Here is a 16,085-nt window from a genome sequence, read left to right as displayed (position 1 = left end):
GATGGTCGAGGTGTTCACGATCGGGGGCGGCGAGTATATCGTCAACGTCTTCAACGCGGTCGCCGCGTGGACCGGAGGCGGCGGTTATCGCGCGCTGCTGCGCGTCGTCATGGTGCTCGGCTTCATCTACGCGCTGATGGCGGTCGCCTTCACGATGAACGTGCGCGCCTGGCTCAACTGGTTCCTGGGCTCGTCGCTCATCTATTCGTGCCTCATGGTGCCGACCGTCACCGTCAAGGTCACCGACCGGATCAATCCCAGCCTCGCCCCCGCCGTCGTCGCCAACGTGCCGCTGGGGCTCGGCGTCATGGCCAGCTTCACCAGCCAGGTCGGCGACTGGCTGACGCGCACCGCCGAGACCGTGTTCGTGATGCCGAACGAACTCAACTATTCGACCAACGGCATGATCTACGGCTCGCGCCTGTTCGACATGACGCGCAACTTCCAGATCCGTGACGCCGAGTTTTCCACCAACCTCCAGATGCACTTCAAGAACTGCGTGTTCGGCGACATCCTGCTGCACCGCAAGTCGCTGACCGTCCTGTCGCAATCGAAGGACCTGTGGCGCGATCTCGCCCCTGGCTCGCCGGCGCGCGGACAGCCGTGGATCGCGCGCGACGGGTCGGGCATGAGCAGCCAGATCGTCACCTGCGAGCAGGCCTATAACCTGCTCAGTGCGCAATGGGTGCCGATGATCGAGGCGGCCACCAGCCTGTGGGGCAAGGAAGCCTATACCCGCCTGTCGACCGCGCAGGCGGCGGCCAAGCTGAAACAGGACATACCGGTCGTGGCTTCCGCCTTCACCGGCTCGTCGGGCGACTATACCTCGACCATGCGCCAGATGACCGCGATCAACGCCTTCATGCAGGCGCGCGACGGCATGGCCGGGGGGCCGGGGTCAGCCTCGATCGACACCTTCGCCACCACCCGCGCCGACATCCAGGCGCGCAACACCTACAATTCGATCTCGCAGCAGGCGATGACCTGGGTCCCGATCCTCAATATCGTGCTGACCGTCGTCTTCTACGCGATGTTCCCGGTGATCTTCCCGCTGTTCCTGATGCCGCAGACCGGCGTCCAGGCGTTGAAGGGCTATCTTACCGGCTTCTTTTACCTCGCCTCGTGGGGGCCGCTCTACGTCATCCTCCACATGATCTGCATGAGCCGGGGCATGTCGGCCGCCAACGGGGTCGCCGAGGGCGGCGTGTCGCTCGGCAGCTTCGCGGGCATCGGCGCGGTCAACGCCGAGACCGCCACGATCGCGGGGTTCATGCTCATGAGCGTGCCGTTCATGGCGGCAGCCCTCTCACGCGGGGCCATGAGCATTTCGGGTCAGTCGATGTCGATGCTCAACCCGGCGCAGAACGCGGCCGAGGCAGCCGCCGTCGAGCAGACCACCGGCAATTACAGCTACGGCAACGTCAGCTTCGCCAACTCGTCGTCGAACATGCACCAGGGCAACCAGTGGTCCGACGCACCGACCTACACGACCGGCGCGGCCGGGTTTACCGAGCGCGCGAACAACGGTGCGACCCGTTCGGCGTATGGCAACGGCGAGTCCGTCTACAATGTCTCGGGTGCCATGTCGCAGCTCGGCACCGGCTTCACCGAGAACCGCGGGATCGCGGCCGACCTGCGACAGACCGCCTCCGAGATGCGTCGCCAGGCGGTCAGTGAAGAGGAAGCCGCAGCGCGCATCCTGACCTCGACCAACACCGATCGCGCGTCTCAGGGCACCTCGACCACGATTGGAAGCGGGTTCGAGACATCCTCGTCGAACACCGACAGCAGCGGCGTGGAGAACTTCTACGGTAACAGCGGCAGCACCTTCAACGGGATCGAGGATCGGTCCAGTGTCGGGAATGGCACGAAAGTATCTGGGTCGCATCGGCGTAGTTCCGATGACATCGATGCAACGAAAGGTGGGTACTCCGTTAGCCTTGGCGGCGGTGGTTCGGGGAGTGGAGCCCAAGGCGGATCAGGTGGAGCAGGTCGGGCATCTGGCACTGGCGCATCGTCCCCACGGCCAAAGGCAGGCGTTGAGGGTGGTAGAACTATGTCTGCTCAGCAAACAGATAATTTGGCTCATTCGACGGAACGAACGCAGTCGAACGATGATACGAATACAGCTTCCGGTGGCGTGCGAAATGAAAAGTCCGGTGGCGAGCGCTTCACAGATGGATCAGGGCATCAGGAGCGTACCGCGCTCACGAGCCGCAACGAGAGATCCAGCACGGCGTCGCGCAGCCGCGAGCAAGCGCTTTCCGAGGCCGCGACCCACGAATTGCGTGCGCGCAAGCTGAACGAGCGTGCGGACCAGCTGTCGAACGAAGCCAGCTACATGGAGAGCCATAACTTCCAGGTCAGCCAGAACCTCAGCCAGGATTTCTCGCAGTGGTACGAGCGTCGTATCGCGGGACGCCAGGGTCTCGATGCCCCCTCCCCGCTTGCCGTCGTGATGACGCCGCAGCAGCGGCAGGTCCGCGACCAGTTGATGTCCGAGTATCTCGCATCGTCGAAGCAGGAGATCATGGACTCCGTGGCATCGCGCCTCCACGAGCCGGATCTTGTAGACGTTCCTGCCTCACCGATCACATCGGAGGCGGATGTGCGCGGCCATCATCGGCCCGGTGGGCTATTGCCTGTGAACATCCCGGGATCGCTGCCTGACACCATCGGGGCGGCGGGAAGCATCGCAGCGGGTCAAGCCGGGATCGCGGATGAAGGAGGCGTGGCTTCCGTCATGCGTCAGGGACATCTGGATGCTGGCTCGGGTGTACGTAGCGAGGTTGACAAGGACATGAACCGGCAATTCTTCACCGATCCGAAGGCTCGCGAGATGCCGGAACTCTTCCCTGGATCCCGCTACCTGAAAGAGAAGATTTTTGGTCCTAGCGAGCCCACAGATAAAAAATGAACCCGATCATCAAAAGCAGGGAAAGATATCCGCCGATCTTTGAACCGATCGTTTCGTTACCTTCTTCGTCGTAGAAAGGCCCAAACTCGTATCGATCTGGCTCCTGTGTTTCAGCATAAATTGGCGTCCCCAACCTATCCCGGCTTGTCGTGTACGTTTCACTGTCGAACATAGCCCAGCCTCCTCGCGCGAAGGGTAGACCATGACAACGAGGTTCACAACCGAACGCTCCCGCACCACCGAACAGGTGGAACTCGACCTGCGATCGAGGGTGGTACTGGCCTTCTCGTGGCTGCTGGTGCTGGCGCTGGGACTCCTGCCGCTGGCGGAGGCGACGATGGCGCGCAGTCCCTCGATCGCGACGCCGGCGCTGATCTCCTTCTTCGTGGCGGTAGCGAGCGGCATCGTGCTGCGCCGCCGCTATAGCTGGGTCGGGCTCGCCATGCACATCTACGGCCAGATCGCGATCTGGCTGTCGCTGTTCGTGATGTCGCTCGCCGCGCTGCTGTTCGTGGCCGGCGCATGACCGGGCGTCGGAGCAAAACGCGCAGCGGTGTGGCGGTGCTGAAGTTTCTCGATGCCCATCAGCTGGAGCATACGCCGGGACATTATGCCTTCGCCCACCGCTACCTGCACGGACGCGATGCCATGTTCAGGTCCCGGGTCGATGAACTGATCGATGGCGGCGTCCGGCTGACCGAGCGACAGGTGGCCAGCCTTGCACCCGCCCCGGCAGTGGATGCCCCCGCCAACGACCGGCTGCTACCCGAAATCGAACGCATCTCGCTCGGCATCCTCGCGGTCATGACCGCTGCAAGCGGCGAGGCGTCCGCGCTGACCCGCGAACTTACCCTGGCGGCTATCGAACTCGCCGAGGGCGATGTGCAGACCGTGCGCGCGATCGTCATGCGGATGCTGGCGCAGAGCCGCTCGGCCGAGGAGTCGTTCGCGGCGGTCAGCAGCCGGACCCGAGCGCTCCATGACGATCTTCTCGCGATCCTTGACGTCGTTGAGCAGGATCCCGCGACCGGTGCATTGTCGCATGACGCGGTGCTCGACCGGCTCGCGATGACACTCGCCTCCGAGCGGCAGCACGTATCGGTCGCGATGTTCAATCTCGACAGGTTCGCGCATGTCGAGGCGAGTCACGGTCAGGCGGTTGCGGTGAGATTGTTGCGTGTCCTCGTCACGACCCTTGCCGAACAATGCCGCCCGTCCGCGATCGGGCGTGCCGGTGACCATCGGCTGCTCGCCGTCTTCCGGGACATGCCGGCACACAAGCTGATCGCGCGTCTCGATGCAGCCCGTCAGGCATTCGCCGATCGGCGGATGAAGGTCCGCGAGAGCGACGTCGAACTCGGCATGATGACCTTCTCGGCGGGCATCGCCCAGGCCCGTTCGCGGACCGTCGATGAACTGATCGGGGCGGTCGCCATTCTAGCCGCCCGCGCCGGCGCCGATGGCGACGTCATCGTCAGCGAGCCGCCGGTGGTGGAAATTCGATGATCGGCGCAGGATGGCGTGGCCATTTCACACAGGGAGGCGATCGTCTGTAATCGGTATCGACTGAGCGCGAAGCAGGCGGAGGTGATGCGGGCGTGCGGCTATGAGCCGCCCTACCCCGAGGACGCGAACTTCCCCGTGCCGCGCGAGATTTTTCCGACCGGCAAGAAGACCGCGCGGCATGGCCTGGTCGTGCGCCGATCGGGCGAAGGCAACCGCCCGCTCGAGCCCGTGGCGATGGAATGGGGCTTCCCGACGAAGGTCGCGAGCAAGCGCGATCCGGCGGTGAAGCTCGACAAGTACGTCACCAATGCGCGCAACCTTTCGTCCTCGATGTGGAAGCCCTCGATCGCGAACCCGGAGCGGCGCTGCCTCGTGCCCTTCACGCACTTTGCCGAGCCGCATCCCGAAGGCGGCAAGGGCGACGACGGCAAGCCGCGCCAGGTCTGGTTCTCGTTGCCCGATCGGCCGATCGGCTTCTTCGCCGGGCTGTGGCGACCGACCGAGCGTGGCGACGCCTATGCCTTCTGCACCACCAGTCCGAACGAGACGGTCGCGCCGTGGCATCCCAAGGCGATGCCGGCGATCCTGCACCCGGGCGACTTCACGACCTGGCTCGACGGCGATCATGCGGCGGCCCTGGCGCTGGTGCGGCCGTACGAAGGCGAAATGCGCGAACAGATCGCAACACCGGATGGCGGTGACGCCTGATCGTGGATAGGGTTCGCATCGGAAATCACAGCAAGGGAACATATACGTGGCAGTTACGACTTCCGATCTCGCCGACCAGCTCGTCAACACCCATGGTCTCGCCAAGGGCGATGCCAAAAAGGTGGTCGATGCTGTCTTCGCCAATCTGACCGCGGCGGTCGCCGGAGGCGAAGAGGTCAGCATCAACGGTTTCGGCAAGTTCAAGGTGAAGGACGTCCCCGAGCGGCAGGGTCGCAATCCTTCGAACGGCGAGGCGATCACGATCGCGGCACAGCGCAAGCTGACCTTCGCGCCGGCCAAGCAGGTCCGCGACCGCATGAACGGCAACTGAGATCCACTCGGCGGGCGACACCGCCCGCCGAAGCAACCGGGAGACGATATGTCGGAAAATGTCATGGACTTGCGCACACGCGCTGCCGCTGCCCTGGCGGAGGCCGCCGAGGCGGAGTTGCCGAACCAGCGCGAGCGTGCGCTGCGCTCGGCCGAGATCTGGACGAAGATGGCCGACTTGCGGGACCGGTTCGGTGTCAGACGGTAACGGTGATGCCGGCGGGGTCGTGCTCGATCCCGCCAATCTCCGTGCGGTCGCGCTGATGGTCGAGTGGCTCGACGACAAGGCCGTGATCGAGATCCACGAGGCGGCTGAAGGCGCAGGGCCGGTGGCCGACCTTGCCGCCGAGCAGATGCGCGCCCGCGATCTGGATTTTTGATGCCGCTCCCGCCCCCGCCACCTGCCTGCATCGTGATCGGTGACAGCATCGCGGTGGGAACCGCAGGCGCACTCGCCAGCGAGGGGTTGCGTTGCGAGGTTCACGCGCGCGTCGGTGCGTCCTCTGCTGAAATGCTGCGTACCTTCACCGATGGCGGACATCGGGCGCGCGCGGTGATCGCGCTGGGATCGAACGACGCCGGCAATCCGAACCTTTTGCGCAATCTCGTTGCGCTGCGCCAGCGGGTCAGGGCTACGCGGGTTGCCTGGGTCACTCCCTACGCGCCGGCAGCGGCGCGGATCAGCGCGGCCATCGCGCGATCGTTCGGCGATGAGATCGTCCATCTCGCAGCGATCGATACCCGCGATGGTATTCACCCGGCCAGCTATCGATCGGTTGCACTTTCGCTGTCGCCATCGCCGAGATACGGTGGAGTTGTCGTTGCGCGGCAACCCCGCGCCGTAGCCCCCGCCCCCGCTGCTCGGCCGGTTCGCCAGGCAGTGGTGATGACGTTCTGATATCGGTGCGATAAGCTCGTCAATGCTCGACCACGCGATAGTTGCCAAGGTCGGCGTGGATGCCGAGCGCGTCGATCATGGTCGCCGGGTCGAAGCCATTTGCCCGGTGTCGTTCGGCAGCAAGTGACTTGGCGTGATCGAAGCATGCCTGGTCCCGCCATTCGACGATCGTCACCACGCTATAGCTGGCCAGCCCGTTTTCTCGGGTAAGGATGAGGTTCTGTAGACACCCCTCCATGTCGTCAAGAAAGCTGTGCGTTTCAGCAAGCTTCTCAACGAAGGTATTAATGCTCGCGGCAGGAACGACGAACTTGTCCACCTTGAATACCGATGTGGTCAACTGTTGATTCCGATAGGCTGAATAACCGCGTCGCGAGACGCTTTAGTATGCCATTGTTGTTACACAGGCTTGCTGCCAGGCGCACCGCATTTGACGAACTTGCCTTTTGCATCCTTACAGCGTGCCGGCTTGACTGGCTTCTCAGGACATTTAACGAAGCGGCCCTTGGCGTCCTTGCAGGGTGCAGCGAAAGCCGGAACACCTGCGACAAGGGAAAGTGCGGCAGCAGCGGCGATAATCGTACGCATCCTCATTCTCCCACTCGATGATCGGACATAGATAGCATATCGAGTAAAGCGTCTGCCAGCCAGCTTTGGCAATGCAAAGGGCAGACGTCTTTTCTCCTGCGGAGATGCGCTACTTTGGCTATTTGCGGTGGGAGGCGGAGAAGCGCAGGCTTGCGTAACTGCCCTTAACGAATGCGAATGTGCACGGAATTCTGCGAAAGCATGAAGCTGCCATATTGCTGGCAATCCGGCATATCGGACTATTGGCATGTCTTATTGCTGATAATTGATCTTGCATGCTTGCCGTTTTGCCAATATGCCAGCAATAATGAAAACAATCGCGATAGTTAGTCAAAAGGGGGGCGCGGGGAAAACGACCCTTGCGCTTCACATCGCAACCGCTGCGGAGGCTTCGGGCCTCCCCTCGGCCATTATTGACCTAGATCCACAGGCGAGTGCTGCGGGTTGGGGTGACAGCCGGCAAGGTGAGGCCCCTGTCGTGGTTGCCCTGCCTTACTCCCGTCTTTCCCACGGTTTACAAGCCGCCTCGGACGGCGGTGCCGAGCTTGTCGTCATCGACACTGCGCCCCACTCTGACAGCGTAGCAATCGCCGCGATTAAAGCGGCGGACCTCGTGTTGATTCCTTGTCGAGCGGGCATCCTCGATCTTCGCGCGATTGTGAGCACTGCGGAGCTGGTCGCCAGCGCGAGGAAGGAGGCGTTCGTCGTTCTAAACGCTGTCCCGCCGAGAGCAACCCAACTGCTGGCTGACGCCCAGACCGCTATAGCCCAGCACGGCATGGATGTTGCGCCAGTTGGTCTTCAGCAACGAGCTGCCTTCGGGCACGCTCTTACGGTCGGCCAAACCGCGTCCGAGTACGAACCAGGAGGCAAGGCTGCTGAGGAGGTTGACCAAGTGGTGGCTTGGCTTCGTCAAACCCTGAACTTCTAAGGCAAGCCAGAATGCCTGATTTCCAGCAAAATCGACCGCAACATTGATAGTATGCCTTGTTGCCAGCAATATGGCATGGTCGCTTGATGGCAACCTGCAATCTAGGCAACATTTATTGCCCAGGTGCAGGCATGGCGGCTTACCAGCAATTCACCAATGTCATGAAGCTGGCATTACAGCGAAAGGGAATATCTATGGCTAAACGTCCGAGCCTGGCGGAGAGTATGAAAGCGGCGGCAAAAGAGCCCGTAGCCAACGTGGCTTCCCCGTCAGCGAGACACGAGGCGAATGGAGTATCCGCTTTACCCGCCACCGGCGAGCGCGAGGCTCCAAGCCTTTATCGCGCAAAAACGAGAGAGGGTATGAAGCGCCTGACCGTCGTGGTGCCGCCCGAAGAGCACCGGAGAGTTAAGCGTCTTTCGGCTGATACTGATCGGACAATTGAAGACTTGATGCGTGAAGCAATTGCCAGCTTGCTGGAACGCCACAACGCCTGATTGCTGGCAAGGTGGCGTGCACGATTACGGCAAGGTGTGCGGCCGCGGTCCAAAGCCCGTACACCCGACCTTTCGCACCATCGCTCGACATGCTGCTCAAGGGCTGGTTCCGATCGCGGGTGAGGGGGCGGCGGCGAGCATTCTACGGTGAATTGCGGTCACGCGCTTGACCTGCGCGATACTGCACCCCGCCAGTTCGGCGGTGCGCGCGATACTCATGCCGGCGTCGCGTAGGGCGACGATCCGGCGGTGGTGAGCAAGATCGGGCTTACGTCCGGTATAACGTCCTGCCCGTTTTGCGATCTCAATCCCCTCGCGCTGGCGCTCGCGTCGGGTTTCATAATCGTCGCGTGCGGTTTGCAGCGCGACGCGCAGCAGCATGTCCTGCACCGCCTCCAGCACGATGCGCGCCACCCCCGAACTGTCGGCGACCAAGTCAGAGAGGTCGACGATCCCCGGCACCGCCAGTCGAGCCCCCTTCTCTCTTATCGTCTCGACCAGCAGCTCCGCTTCGGGCAGCGGAAGGCGACTGATGCGATCTATCTTCTCCGCGATCACCAGTTCGCCAGGTTGCAGGTCGCCTACCATCCGCAGGAGTTCGGGCCGGTCCGGCCGCGCGCCTGATGCCTTCTCGCGGTACACCGCCGCGACATAGAAGCCGGCGGTGCGCGCATTGCCAACGATCGCCTCCTGCCGCGCCAGATCCTGTTCGTCGGTGCTGACCCGTAGATATACGCGCGCTGCCTGGATCACGCTTCCTCGCTCCTCGTCCCGCATGGCTCGATTGGGTATAGCCGAAATGGCCATCTCAACGACTACTGGCTCATAAAAACTTGTTGCGAACCTACGTGGCCTAGCTATCCGACGCGGCCTCAAGTGGCTACCCATCGAACCATCACGACATGGTTCATGTATCAGATGATGTCGTTACCGGCGCAGAATCGGAACCGAAGTCACCGTGGCATGGCCACGCCGGCCGCAGCGACGGCATCGCAGCCGGACAAAGCTGGACGGGACATCGCTGTCGCGGCGAAAACGCTGGAGTATTTGTTCCGAAGGGATGTTTATCGTTCGTCCGCAATCACAAACGATGCGCATGTCGGCACGATCAGCGGCCCACTGCGAGAGGGTGTTGTAGGACCGATCTGAAGTTTTCATCTGCTCACGTTATTACGCAGCCGCACTTCCTGCGGACTTTCGAACAGGTCGCGCCAGGCACGGATGCGGTAAGCGTTCCACCATCGCTGCCAGCGATGTTCCTCGGCATCGTGCAGCATGTGGCATCGCTGGCATAGCGCCGCGAGGTTGCCGGGGGTGCTGTTCCCAGGATCGTGATCGAGGTGTGCGCAGGCGAGGACGACATAGGTGGTCCTTATCCGCGCCAGCACGAACCTCTGTCCCTTGATCCGCCGCCCGGTGTTAGACCGCCAGCAGCGCGCATCGGCGTCCCACCACCGACCATCGCCGAGATGGGCGACACGGCGCTTGTGCGGCCGCGCGCACCGTTCGCACCGGCCTCTGGCGCGACCGAAGCGAACCCGGTCGGATATCTGCGGCCAGTCGATCGGATAGAGCCAGCGGTTCTCGGGGCGGATCGGCATGGCCACTTAGGGGTCACAACACGAAAGTGAATTTTGCGTACGCTAGGAGCGAACGGACAGCGAACGGCGATACTTCGCGAGAAGCAATCCGACCGCTTTCCGGGAGGTAGGTTTGATAGCTGCTACCGTGTCGCGCTGCTGCCTTTCTCGAAAAGGATCGAATAACGGGACGGCTTCAGCCCTCTCAAATGGCGTGATGTGGGACAAAGCCGTCGTTCTCGTCCGGTTCGCCATATGTCGGCTTGCGACACGGGCCGACATTCGCGCATTCGGCGACCTTAGCTCATTGAACGGGCAAGCTTGGTCGACTGCAATCTGTCCGGTCTTGGTGTGTGGGGCCAATGTAGCTTCCAGTGCAAAGAAAGGCGTCTTGGAATCCCTCGAACTGATAAGACCAACGCTCCACTCCTACACCGAGAGGATGGCCTAGACTGCCGACGATTTCTCAGGCACCGCCCCAAGGTAGATGGGAGGCGAACGGCGTGGAATCGAAACGGCAACCACATACCGAATTTGGTCGATCTGCCGGCAATTCCGAAGGCTGAACAATGGCATCTGTCCGTAGAGCTATCGTATTCCTGGATTGGGATACCGCCCGTCGGATTGCTCCTGCGGATCGCTTCCAGACCTCCGATCTCAAGCGCGCCGCACGGCAGATCGAGCAGGTCTTTTCGGCCCTTCAGGGCATCGTCGCATCTCACCTGACAGCTCTGGATTCGAAGTCGCTGTTCCGGGTTCGTTGGCGACTTTACCACGGTTGGTATAGCGGCAAGAGCAAGACCTTTGATTACCAAGCGGTGAGCAGATTTTTGCAAGACGCAAGCACGATCGCTATTAGGAACGTCTCCTTCGGCATCGACATCGAAGTTGCAACGTCGATGCTCATCGGGGGGCAAAGAATGCCATTGTATGATACCTTACGAAAACTAGAAGAGGCGGATGGCACGAAGACGGTAAGGCAGAAGATGGTTGATACTAGCTTAGTTTGCGATCTTTTACAGTCTTCCCGTAGTTCTCGTGATGACATTCATCTAGTCTATGGCAACGATGACGACCTATTGCCGGGTGTGTTTGCAGCTGAGGCTTGGGGCGCTAACGTCCACATGTTTCGCCCAGACCATGGGAGCAGGCACTTGGACACCCGTCGGATTGTCTCTGTCCTTGAGGGGATTTAAATGATCTTGCCTGATTTCTTGGAGCGCGACCTTCGCCCGTTCGCGGATCCGGCAACGGAAGTCGACGTGTTGGCCAATGGACAAACAATCCGGGTTTTGCTGACCCGCGACGGCGAAGGCCATACCATTACCTTGGCCGCAGACTCCGGCCACGTGCGGCTTCAGACCTCACAAGACGGGGAACCCGTCACGCGTGACTTCCCAAGCCTGCGTTCGCTTCTTGCTTCACAATACTTTTCAAGTGTTCAGGTTCTCGCAGACAATCAACGGCGCTTATTGGACTCACAACGCGTTGGCAATTTTATCGAGCCTGAGGGTGAAATTGATAGAGAGCCTCTTACACTCAACACTTTTCAACAGCTAGCGAGCCTTAAGGAAAGGCAACCGCACGATAAGCCTATCGGCCTCATTCTCCTAGATGGGTCCGCCGGGGTGGGTAAGACATCCCTTATTTCTCAGCTCGTTTTTTCGCGTGCAGAGAGTTACGGACGAGACGGCAATCAGCCACCCGTTCTACACGTCGCAAATCGTGGGCGACGCTTAGTTAGCCTGGATGAGTTGATTGCATTATCGATTCAGCTCGTTCGCGGCAGGTTTACGTATGACCAAGTGCCAGCTTTGGTCCGTCATGGCGTTTTGCAAATCGCGATTGACGGATTCGATGAGTTGGTCGATGCCGAGGGCTATGCTGATACTTGGTCAGTACTTCGAGATTTTCTCAATGAGATCGAGTCCGGCGGGCCGATTATTCTAGCAGGGCGAGATACCTTCTTTGATCTCACGAAATTCTCCGAACGGCTACACGATCTCAGCGCAAAGGTTGATATTAAGCACGCCAGCCTGTCGCCCATCAGCCCAGCGACGGCGAAGACATGGCTTACGCAGATCGGTTGGTCAGCCGAGGAGCTCAACTCCAGCGAAGCCAATGAGCTATTGAAGCCTGACTCCTATGTCCTCCGACCGTACTTTTTGAGCACGATCGCACCACTAGGTGGCGTTAACTCCGTCCTAGGAGACCTAGTCAGCCCACGCGACTTCCTTGTGAAAAGCTTCCTCCAGCGTGAAGCTAAGTTGATCACTCAGCGTGTAAACATGGATGAGCCGACTGCAGCCAAGTTGCTGTGGGAATTGTTCGAGCTAGTGGCGCTTGAAATGGCCGAAGCCGAGACAGAATCCGTTGATTTGCCATTTTTACAGTTGGCTGTTGATCTCACGTTTGAACGTGCACTGAAGGACCCCTCCGACTTAGCCAAGCTTCGTCACAAAGCGGGTTCGTTCGCCCTTATGGACGTCGATACTCGACAGGGATTTCGGCGATTTCCACATACGGAAATATCGAATCATTTTCTCGCAAGTGCCCTGTTCAAGGAGGTGCTGTCAGGTAAGGTGCCGCGCTTTTTGCGACGCGGCTACTTTGGAACTGACTTACTTCTAATCGCGGGCGAGCAGATGTTGGATTTGCCCACTGAGATATTTAACGATCTTCGATCAAAATTGATCACACTGATGCGCAACGATGCTGGCGCAGAAAGACTTAGCGATAACGTTACCAGTCTGCTAGTAACTTCAGCCATCGTAGATTCTTCAGATGAGCTTCTTATTGAGCGCGCTAACGCGGGTGATGTGGTCCTGTTTGGGACTACCGGTTCGGCTCGAATGGTGGAGGTCGGTATCAATCGCCTCGACTGCAGAGGAGCTAACTTATCAGCTATAACATTTGATCAATGCTCAGCTTCAGTATTGGTCGTCGACGAGCAAACTTTGATCGGGGCAACGAGACCCGCTGTGGGCAGCTTGATGGTCGAAACCGCAGGTAAAACGGCGGTGCTGTATAATCCGGAGGAGATCAACGACTGGGTATCTGCGCATCAGACCCATCGTGATGAGTCGCAGGCAGAGAACGAAGCCACCAGACTTCTCGAGAAAGTTGCCCGCGTATTTTTGCGACAGTTTTTTATCAAAAGCGATCCATTTGACCCTGCGGGACGCTACCTATCGGAAGATCTCTGGCCTGCGATCGAAGAGAAGCTCGCTCACGAAGGCCGGTTGCGCCGAACAGACAGGAAAGATGCGTCAGGAAAGCGCGGAGAATTTATTCACATCATCAACCCTGGCGCCCTTTTGGAACGTGCCTCGGAAGAGGATCGGCGAATTTGGGGGAGCGTCGCGGAATTGGCGCAATAACCCGCAATTACGTGTCAAGCATGTCCCATTCACTATGCGGTAGTGAGCGGCTGTATCCAGGTATAAATTGGGCTCTTTGGATGGCGTAGCTTGGCCGGGCTAGTGCCGGAACGCTCGACGAGACGGGGTGGCGGGTTAAGGCAAAAGCGGCCGTTTACGACCGCGTCGGAGAACGACGAGCCGTGGTCGGCACCTGCCGTCCCGAATGGGAAGGCGCAGCGAGAAAGCTGGGCAGGATCGTTCTCTTGATGCGCCTAGGGGAGCTACTTTCTCGAAATCTGTTCCCGATTGAGTTTTCTCAAAACAGCCCGTCGTACATGGGAAAGCGGGAATATTTCTGCACGGCAAATGGCCGGTTTCGAAACGCCGAGACGATTTACTGAACGGCAGGATTTGGGCGGTTCCTGCCGTCGCCGTCAAACGCTGGTATGCCGGTCAGCGTCAGAGTGTCCGGCAGCGCACGGTTTTGACGGCTTGCCGGACAAGATCGGCGCGCAACGGGTTTACGGACACGTTCTGTTCGCTCCTAGCGTACGCAAAACTCACTTTCGTGTCGTGACCCCACTTATGCGGCTTGTAGGATGAGAACAAAAGCAGAAATCCCTGTTCCCAAGATGTTCTGTAGGCGCGTATCATGCGCGCATGTCCGCGTGTGCCATTCCCTTGTCCCGACCCGTACCGATCGCCGAAGTCCCCGTTGCCCTGCGCTTGCAGGTCGTAAGCGCGGCCGGTGCCGGCTTTCCGTCACCCGCGCAGGACTGGGAGGAGACGGCGATCGACCTGGTCGAGCTGCTGCGGCTCGACCGCGCCGCCAGCTTCGTATTCCGCGTCAGCGGCCAGTCGATGATCGATGCCGGCATCCATGACGACGACGTTGTGGTGGTCGATCGCGACGCGATACCGACCAGCGGCCGGATCGTAATCGCGGTGGTCGATAGCGGCTTCGTGATCCGGCAGATCGTCTGGCGTGACGGCAAGCCACTGCTCGAGGCGCGCAATGCTCGGATGCGCTATGAGCCGGTGGTCGCGGACGAGAACGTCGAGGTGTGGGGCGTGGTGCGCGCCTGCGTCCGCAACCTTCAGGGCTGAGGGACCATGTGGGCGATCGCCGACGTGGCGAACTTCTACTGCTCGTCGGAACGGGTTTTCGACCTGTCACTGCGCAATAAACCGTTGATAGTCCTGTCGAACGGAGACGGCTGTGCTATCGCTCGTTCAGAAGAGGCGAAGGCGCTGCACATCAAAATGGGCGCACCGATGTTCAAAATCCGCGACACCGTTCGCGAACACGGCATTCAGTATAGAAGCAGCTGTTACGAACTTTACGCCGACATGAACCGCAGGTTCAATCAGGTAATTGCCGAGCATAGCTGCACGGTAGAGGTCTATTCTATCGATGAAAGCTTCTTCCGTCTACCGGTTCTGGCGAACGGATTGGGCGACGTGGCGGCCGCGCACCGCATTATTGCGGCGGTCCAGCGATCGACGGGCCTGCCGATCCGCATCGGGCTGGGACCGACACGGACGCTCAGCAAGGTCGCCAATGCGCTGGCCAAGGCATCGGAGAAGGTCTGGCGCGGCGTGGTCGACCTGCACGACGAGGAGCTGCGTACGCGGATGTTCGCGCAATGGCCGGTCGAGGAGGTTTGGGGGATCGCCAAGGCCATGAGCGCTCGGCTGCGGCCGCTGGGGGTGCGAACCACGGCGGACCTGGCAGCATTGCCTCCGGAGGTCGCGCGCGATGTCGGCACCGTCGTTCTCGAACGGCTCGTGCGCGAGCTGAACGGCATCGAGTGCACCGACTTCGAGCCCGAACCGCCTCCATCCAAGGCGACGGCGGTGACCCGCTGCTTCGGGGAGCCGGTACATGACGTGGTGGCGTTGCGCGAGGCGATGGTGCGCCGCGCTGTGCGCGCGGCCGAGAAGATCCGCGCGCAGCATCTCGCCGCCTCCCGTCTCATCGCCTTCGCGCACGGCAGCCGCTTCAAGCCGAACGCCCCATCAGCATCGCGGGTGGCGCGACTGTCGCCGGCGACGCACGACCCCCGGATCATCGCCGGTATGGCCGGGCGGATGGCCGATGCAATGTACGAGGCAGGCGGCGTCTATACCAAGTGCGGGGTGATGCTCGAAGGACTGGAGCCGATGGCGGCGCACCAGGCCGACCTGTTCGCCGTACCCGATCCGCGCTCGCCCGCGCTGCTGGCCGCGATCGACGGGCTGAACGGCCGGTTCGGCCGTCACACGATGCGGCTTGCATCCGAGGGGTTCGGCCAGAAGGCCTATGACACCAAGCGCGCGTTCAAGAGTCCGTCATGGACCACCCGGATCGATCAGGTGCCGGTGGCGCGCTAGGTGTAGAGGCTCGCAAACATAGCGGCGTCTGCTCGCCATCATCCGGTGTTGCTCGTGATCCGAGATGCCTGCCTACATTATCCGCTCCGGGTGGATGTCAAAGCCGGGTTCCGCTCACGGGCGGGGCCGTCCCATTTCTCCGTCTCCAACCGGCTATTTCGGGAACGAGCAATCGGGAACATATTTCGGGAAAACGGCTCACTCCTTGTCGTCCAGCGTGCCTTGCGACCGTCACTCGTCCCGACCATCCTCCCAATCGGGACGGTAGCGGGCTTAGACCCCATGACTGCCCGAGCCTCGGAGGCTCGAATCTGAGATGCTGATGATGGATTTTTCAGCAGCGGAGGCGAGTCATGACGGAGGCAGTGAAATACGTTGGTCTGGACGTGCATAAG

General features: G+C 60.7%; 17 protein-coding genes. 14 read left to right on the top strand and 3 right to left on the bottom strand.

Annotation, left to right across the window (positions count from 1 at the left end; translation table 11 throughout):
* Window position 1 precedes the first annotated feature (1 nt).
* The 8 genes from ABLE43_RS18165 (at window position 2) to ABLE43_RS18130 (ending at window position 6,359) form a co-directional block, all read left to right on the top strand.
* Entirely contained in the window at window positions 2-2,917 is a 2,916-nt protein-coding gene (locus ABLE43_RS18165) for a conjugal transfer protein TraG N-terminal domain-containing protein (RefSeq protein WP_315462965.1), read from the top strand.
* Window positions 2,918-3,119: 202 nt separating this feature from the next.
* Window positions 3,120-3,443 (top strand): hypothetical protein, encoded by a 324-nt coding sequence (locus tag ABLE43_RS18160; protein ID WP_315462964.1) that lies wholly within the window; start codon window positions 3,120-3,122, stop codon window positions 3,441-3,443.
* Complete coding sequence (locus ABLE43_RS18155) at window positions 3,440-4,423, top strand: GGDEF domain-containing protein (RefSeq protein ID WP_315462963.1); 984 nt, start codon at window positions 3,440-3,442, stop codon at window positions 4,421-4,423. The genes ABLE43_RS18160 and ABLE43_RS18155 overlap by 4 nt, the downstream gene beginning before the upstream one ends.
* Before the next feature lie 15 nt (window positions 4,424-4,438).
* On the top strand, window positions 4,439-5,131 hold the full coding sequence (locus tag ABLE43_RS18150; protein ID WP_315462962.1) for an SOS response-associated peptidase family protein: 693 nt from the start codon (window positions 4,439-4,441) through the stop codon (window positions 5,129-5,131).
* A 46-nt stretch (window positions 5,132-5,177) separates the two neighbouring features.
* On the top strand, window positions 5,178-5,462 hold the full coding sequence (locus ABLE43_RS18145; protein WP_315462961.1) for an HU family DNA-binding protein: 285 nt from the start codon (window positions 5,178-5,180) through the stop codon (window positions 5,460-5,462).
* Between the two features lie 48 nt (window positions 5,463-5,510).
* Window positions 5,511-5,669: a hypothetical protein gene (locus tag ABLE43_RS18140; RefSeq protein WP_240575686.1), complete on the top strand. Its 159-nt coding sequence runs from the start codon at window positions 5,511-5,513 to the stop codon at window positions 5,667-5,669.
* Window positions 5,656-5,841 carry a hypothetical protein gene (locus ABLE43_RS18135; RefSeq protein ID WP_315462959.1) on the top strand — a complete coding sequence of 62 codons (186 nt, stop codon included), beginning with the start codon at window positions 5,656-5,658 and terminating at the stop codon, window positions 5,839-5,841. The genes ABLE43_RS18140 and ABLE43_RS18135 overlap by 14 nt, the downstream gene beginning before the upstream one ends.
* Window positions 5,841-6,359 (top strand): SGNH/GDSL hydrolase family protein, encoded by a 519-nt coding sequence (locus tag ABLE43_RS18130; RefSeq protein ID WP_348979724.1) that lies wholly within the window; start codon window positions 5,841-5,843, stop codon window positions 6,357-6,359. The genes ABLE43_RS18135 and ABLE43_RS18130 overlap by 1 nt, the downstream gene beginning before the upstream one ends.
* A gap of 19 nt (window positions 6,360-6,378) precedes the next feature.
* Here ABLE43_RS18130 and ABLE43_RS18125 read toward each other — a convergent pair whose 3' ends face one another.
* The gene (locus tag ABLE43_RS18125; RefSeq protein WP_315462957.1) at window positions 6,379-6,678 is read right to left on the bottom strand and encodes an antibiotic biosynthesis monooxygenase family protein; all 300 of its coding nucleotides are present in this window, start codon (window positions 6,676-6,678) and stop codon (window positions 6,379-6,381) included.
* A gap of 564 nt (window positions 6,679-7,242) precedes the next feature.
* Here ABLE43_RS18125 and ABLE43_RS18120 point away from each other — a divergent pair.
* Together ABLE43_RS18120 and ABLE43_RS18115 are read left to right on the top strand one after the other, a co-directional pair.
* Window positions 7,243-7,878: a nucleotide-binding protein gene (locus ABLE43_RS18120; protein WP_315463019.1), complete on the top strand. Its 636-nt coding sequence runs from the start codon at window positions 7,243-7,245 to the stop codon at window positions 7,876-7,878.
* Window positions 7,879-8,009: 131 nt separating this feature from the next.
* Window positions 8,010-8,375, top strand: a complete 366-nt coding sequence (locus ABLE43_RS18115; protein WP_315462956.1) for a ribbon-helix-helix domain-containing protein — start codon at window positions 8,010-8,012, stop codon at window positions 8,373-8,375.
* Between the two features lie 96 nt (window positions 8,376-8,471).
* Here ABLE43_RS18115 and ABLE43_RS18110 read toward each other — a convergent pair whose 3' ends face one another.
* Both ABLE43_RS18110 and ABLE43_RS18105 read right to left on the bottom strand, forming a co-directional pair.
* The gene (locus ABLE43_RS18110) at window positions 8,472-9,182 is read right to left on the bottom strand and encodes a recombinase family protein (RefSeq protein WP_425475287.1); all 711 of its coding nucleotides are present in this window, start codon (window positions 9,180-9,182) and stop codon (window positions 8,472-8,474) included.
* A 347-nt stretch (window positions 9,183-9,529) separates the two neighbouring features.
* Window positions 9,530-9,976 (bottom strand): hypothetical protein, encoded by a 447-nt coding sequence (locus tag ABLE43_RS18105; RefSeq protein ID WP_315463018.1) that lies wholly within the window; start codon window positions 9,974-9,976, stop codon window positions 9,530-9,532.
* A 548-nt stretch (window positions 9,977-10,524) separates the two neighbouring features.
* On the opposite strand from ABLE43_RS18105, the gene ABLE43_RS18100 reads away from it, so the two are divergent.
* The 4 genes from ABLE43_RS18100 (at window position 10,525) to ABLE43_RS18085 (ending at window position 15,690) form a co-directional block, all read left to right on the top strand.
* Window positions 10,525-11,151, top strand: coding sequence for a hypothetical protein (locus ABLE43_RS18100; RefSeq protein WP_298808856.1), 627 nt, complete (start codon window positions 10,525-10,527; stop codon window positions 11,149-11,151).
* Window positions 11,152-13,335, top strand: a complete 2,184-nt coding sequence (locus ABLE43_RS18095; RefSeq protein WP_298808853.1) for an NACHT domain-containing protein — start codon at window positions 11,152-11,154, stop codon at window positions 13,333-13,335. It abuts the gene before it with no gap.
* Window positions 13,336-13,977: 642 nt separating this feature from the next.
* Entirely contained in the window at window positions 13,978-14,424 is a 447-nt protein-coding gene (locus ABLE43_RS18090) for a LexA family protein (RefSeq protein ID WP_348979723.1), read from the top strand.
* Window positions 14,425-14,430: 6 nt separating this feature from the next.
* On the top strand, window positions 14,431-15,690 hold the full coding sequence (locus ABLE43_RS18085; protein ID WP_348979722.1) for a Y-family DNA polymerase: 1,260 nt from the start codon (window positions 14,431-14,433) through the stop codon (window positions 15,688-15,690).
* Window positions 15,691-16,085 lie beyond the last annotated feature (395 nt).

The sequence above is a fragment of the Sphingomonas silueang genome, assembly GCF_040049155.1.
GTDB lineage: Bacteria > Pseudomonadota > Alphaproteobacteria > Sphingomonadales > Sphingomonadaceae > Sphingomonas > Sphingomonas silueang.
The sequence above is the reverse complement of the archived record's forward strand: the minus strand, read 5'-3'. Positions and strand labels throughout refer to the sequence as shown.

Coding starts and splice junctions, on each gene's coding strand:
- ABLE43_RS18165 (WP_315462965.1), top strand. CDS start 2: ATGGTCGAGGTGTTCACGATCGGGGGCGGCGAGTATATCGTCAACGTC.
- ABLE43_RS18160 (WP_315462964.1), top strand. CDS start 3,120: ATGACAACGAGGTTCACAACCGAACGCTCCCGCACCACCGAACAGGTG.
- ABLE43_RS18155 (WP_315462963.1), top strand. CDS start 3,440: ATGACCGGGCGTCGGAGCAAAACGCGCAGCGGTGTGGCGGTGCTGAAG.
- ABLE43_RS18140 (WP_240575686.1), top strand. CDS start 5,511: ATGTCGGAAAATGTCATGGACTTGCGCACACGCGCTGCCGCTGCCCTG.
- ABLE43_RS18130 (WP_348979724.1), top strand. CDS start 5,841: ATGCCGCTCCCGCCCCCGCCACCTGCCTGCATCGTGATCGGTGACAGC.
- ABLE43_RS18120 (WP_315463019.1), top strand. CDS start 7,243: ATGCCAGCAATAATGAAAACAATCGCGATAGTTAGTCAAAAGGGGGGC.
- ABLE43_RS18115 (WP_315462956.1), top strand. CDS start 8,010: ATGGCGGCTTACCAGCAATTCACCAATGTCATGAAGCTGGCATTACAG.
- ABLE43_RS18110 (WP_425475287.1), bottom strand. CDS start 9,182: ATGGCCATTTCGGCTATACCCAATCGAGCCATGCGGGACGAGGAGCGA.
- ABLE43_RS18105 (WP_315463018.1), bottom strand. CDS start 9,976: ATGCCGATCCGCCCCGAGAACCGCTGGCTCTATCCGATCGACTGGCCG.
- ABLE43_RS18100 (WP_298808856.1), top strand. CDS start 10,525: ATGGCATCTGTCCGTAGAGCTATCGTATTCCTGGATTGGGATACCGCC.
- ABLE43_RS18095 (WP_298808853.1), top strand. CDS start 11,152: ATGATCTTGCCTGATTTCTTGGAGCGCGACCTTCGCCCGTTCGCGGAT.
- ABLE43_RS18090 (WP_348979723.1), top strand. CDS start 13,978: ATGTCCGCGTGTGCCATTCCCTTGTCCCGACCCGTACCGATCGCCGAA.
- ABLE43_RS18085 (WP_348979722.1), top strand. CDS start 14,431: ATGTGGGCGATCGCCGACGTGGCGAACTTCTACTGCTCGTCGGAACGG.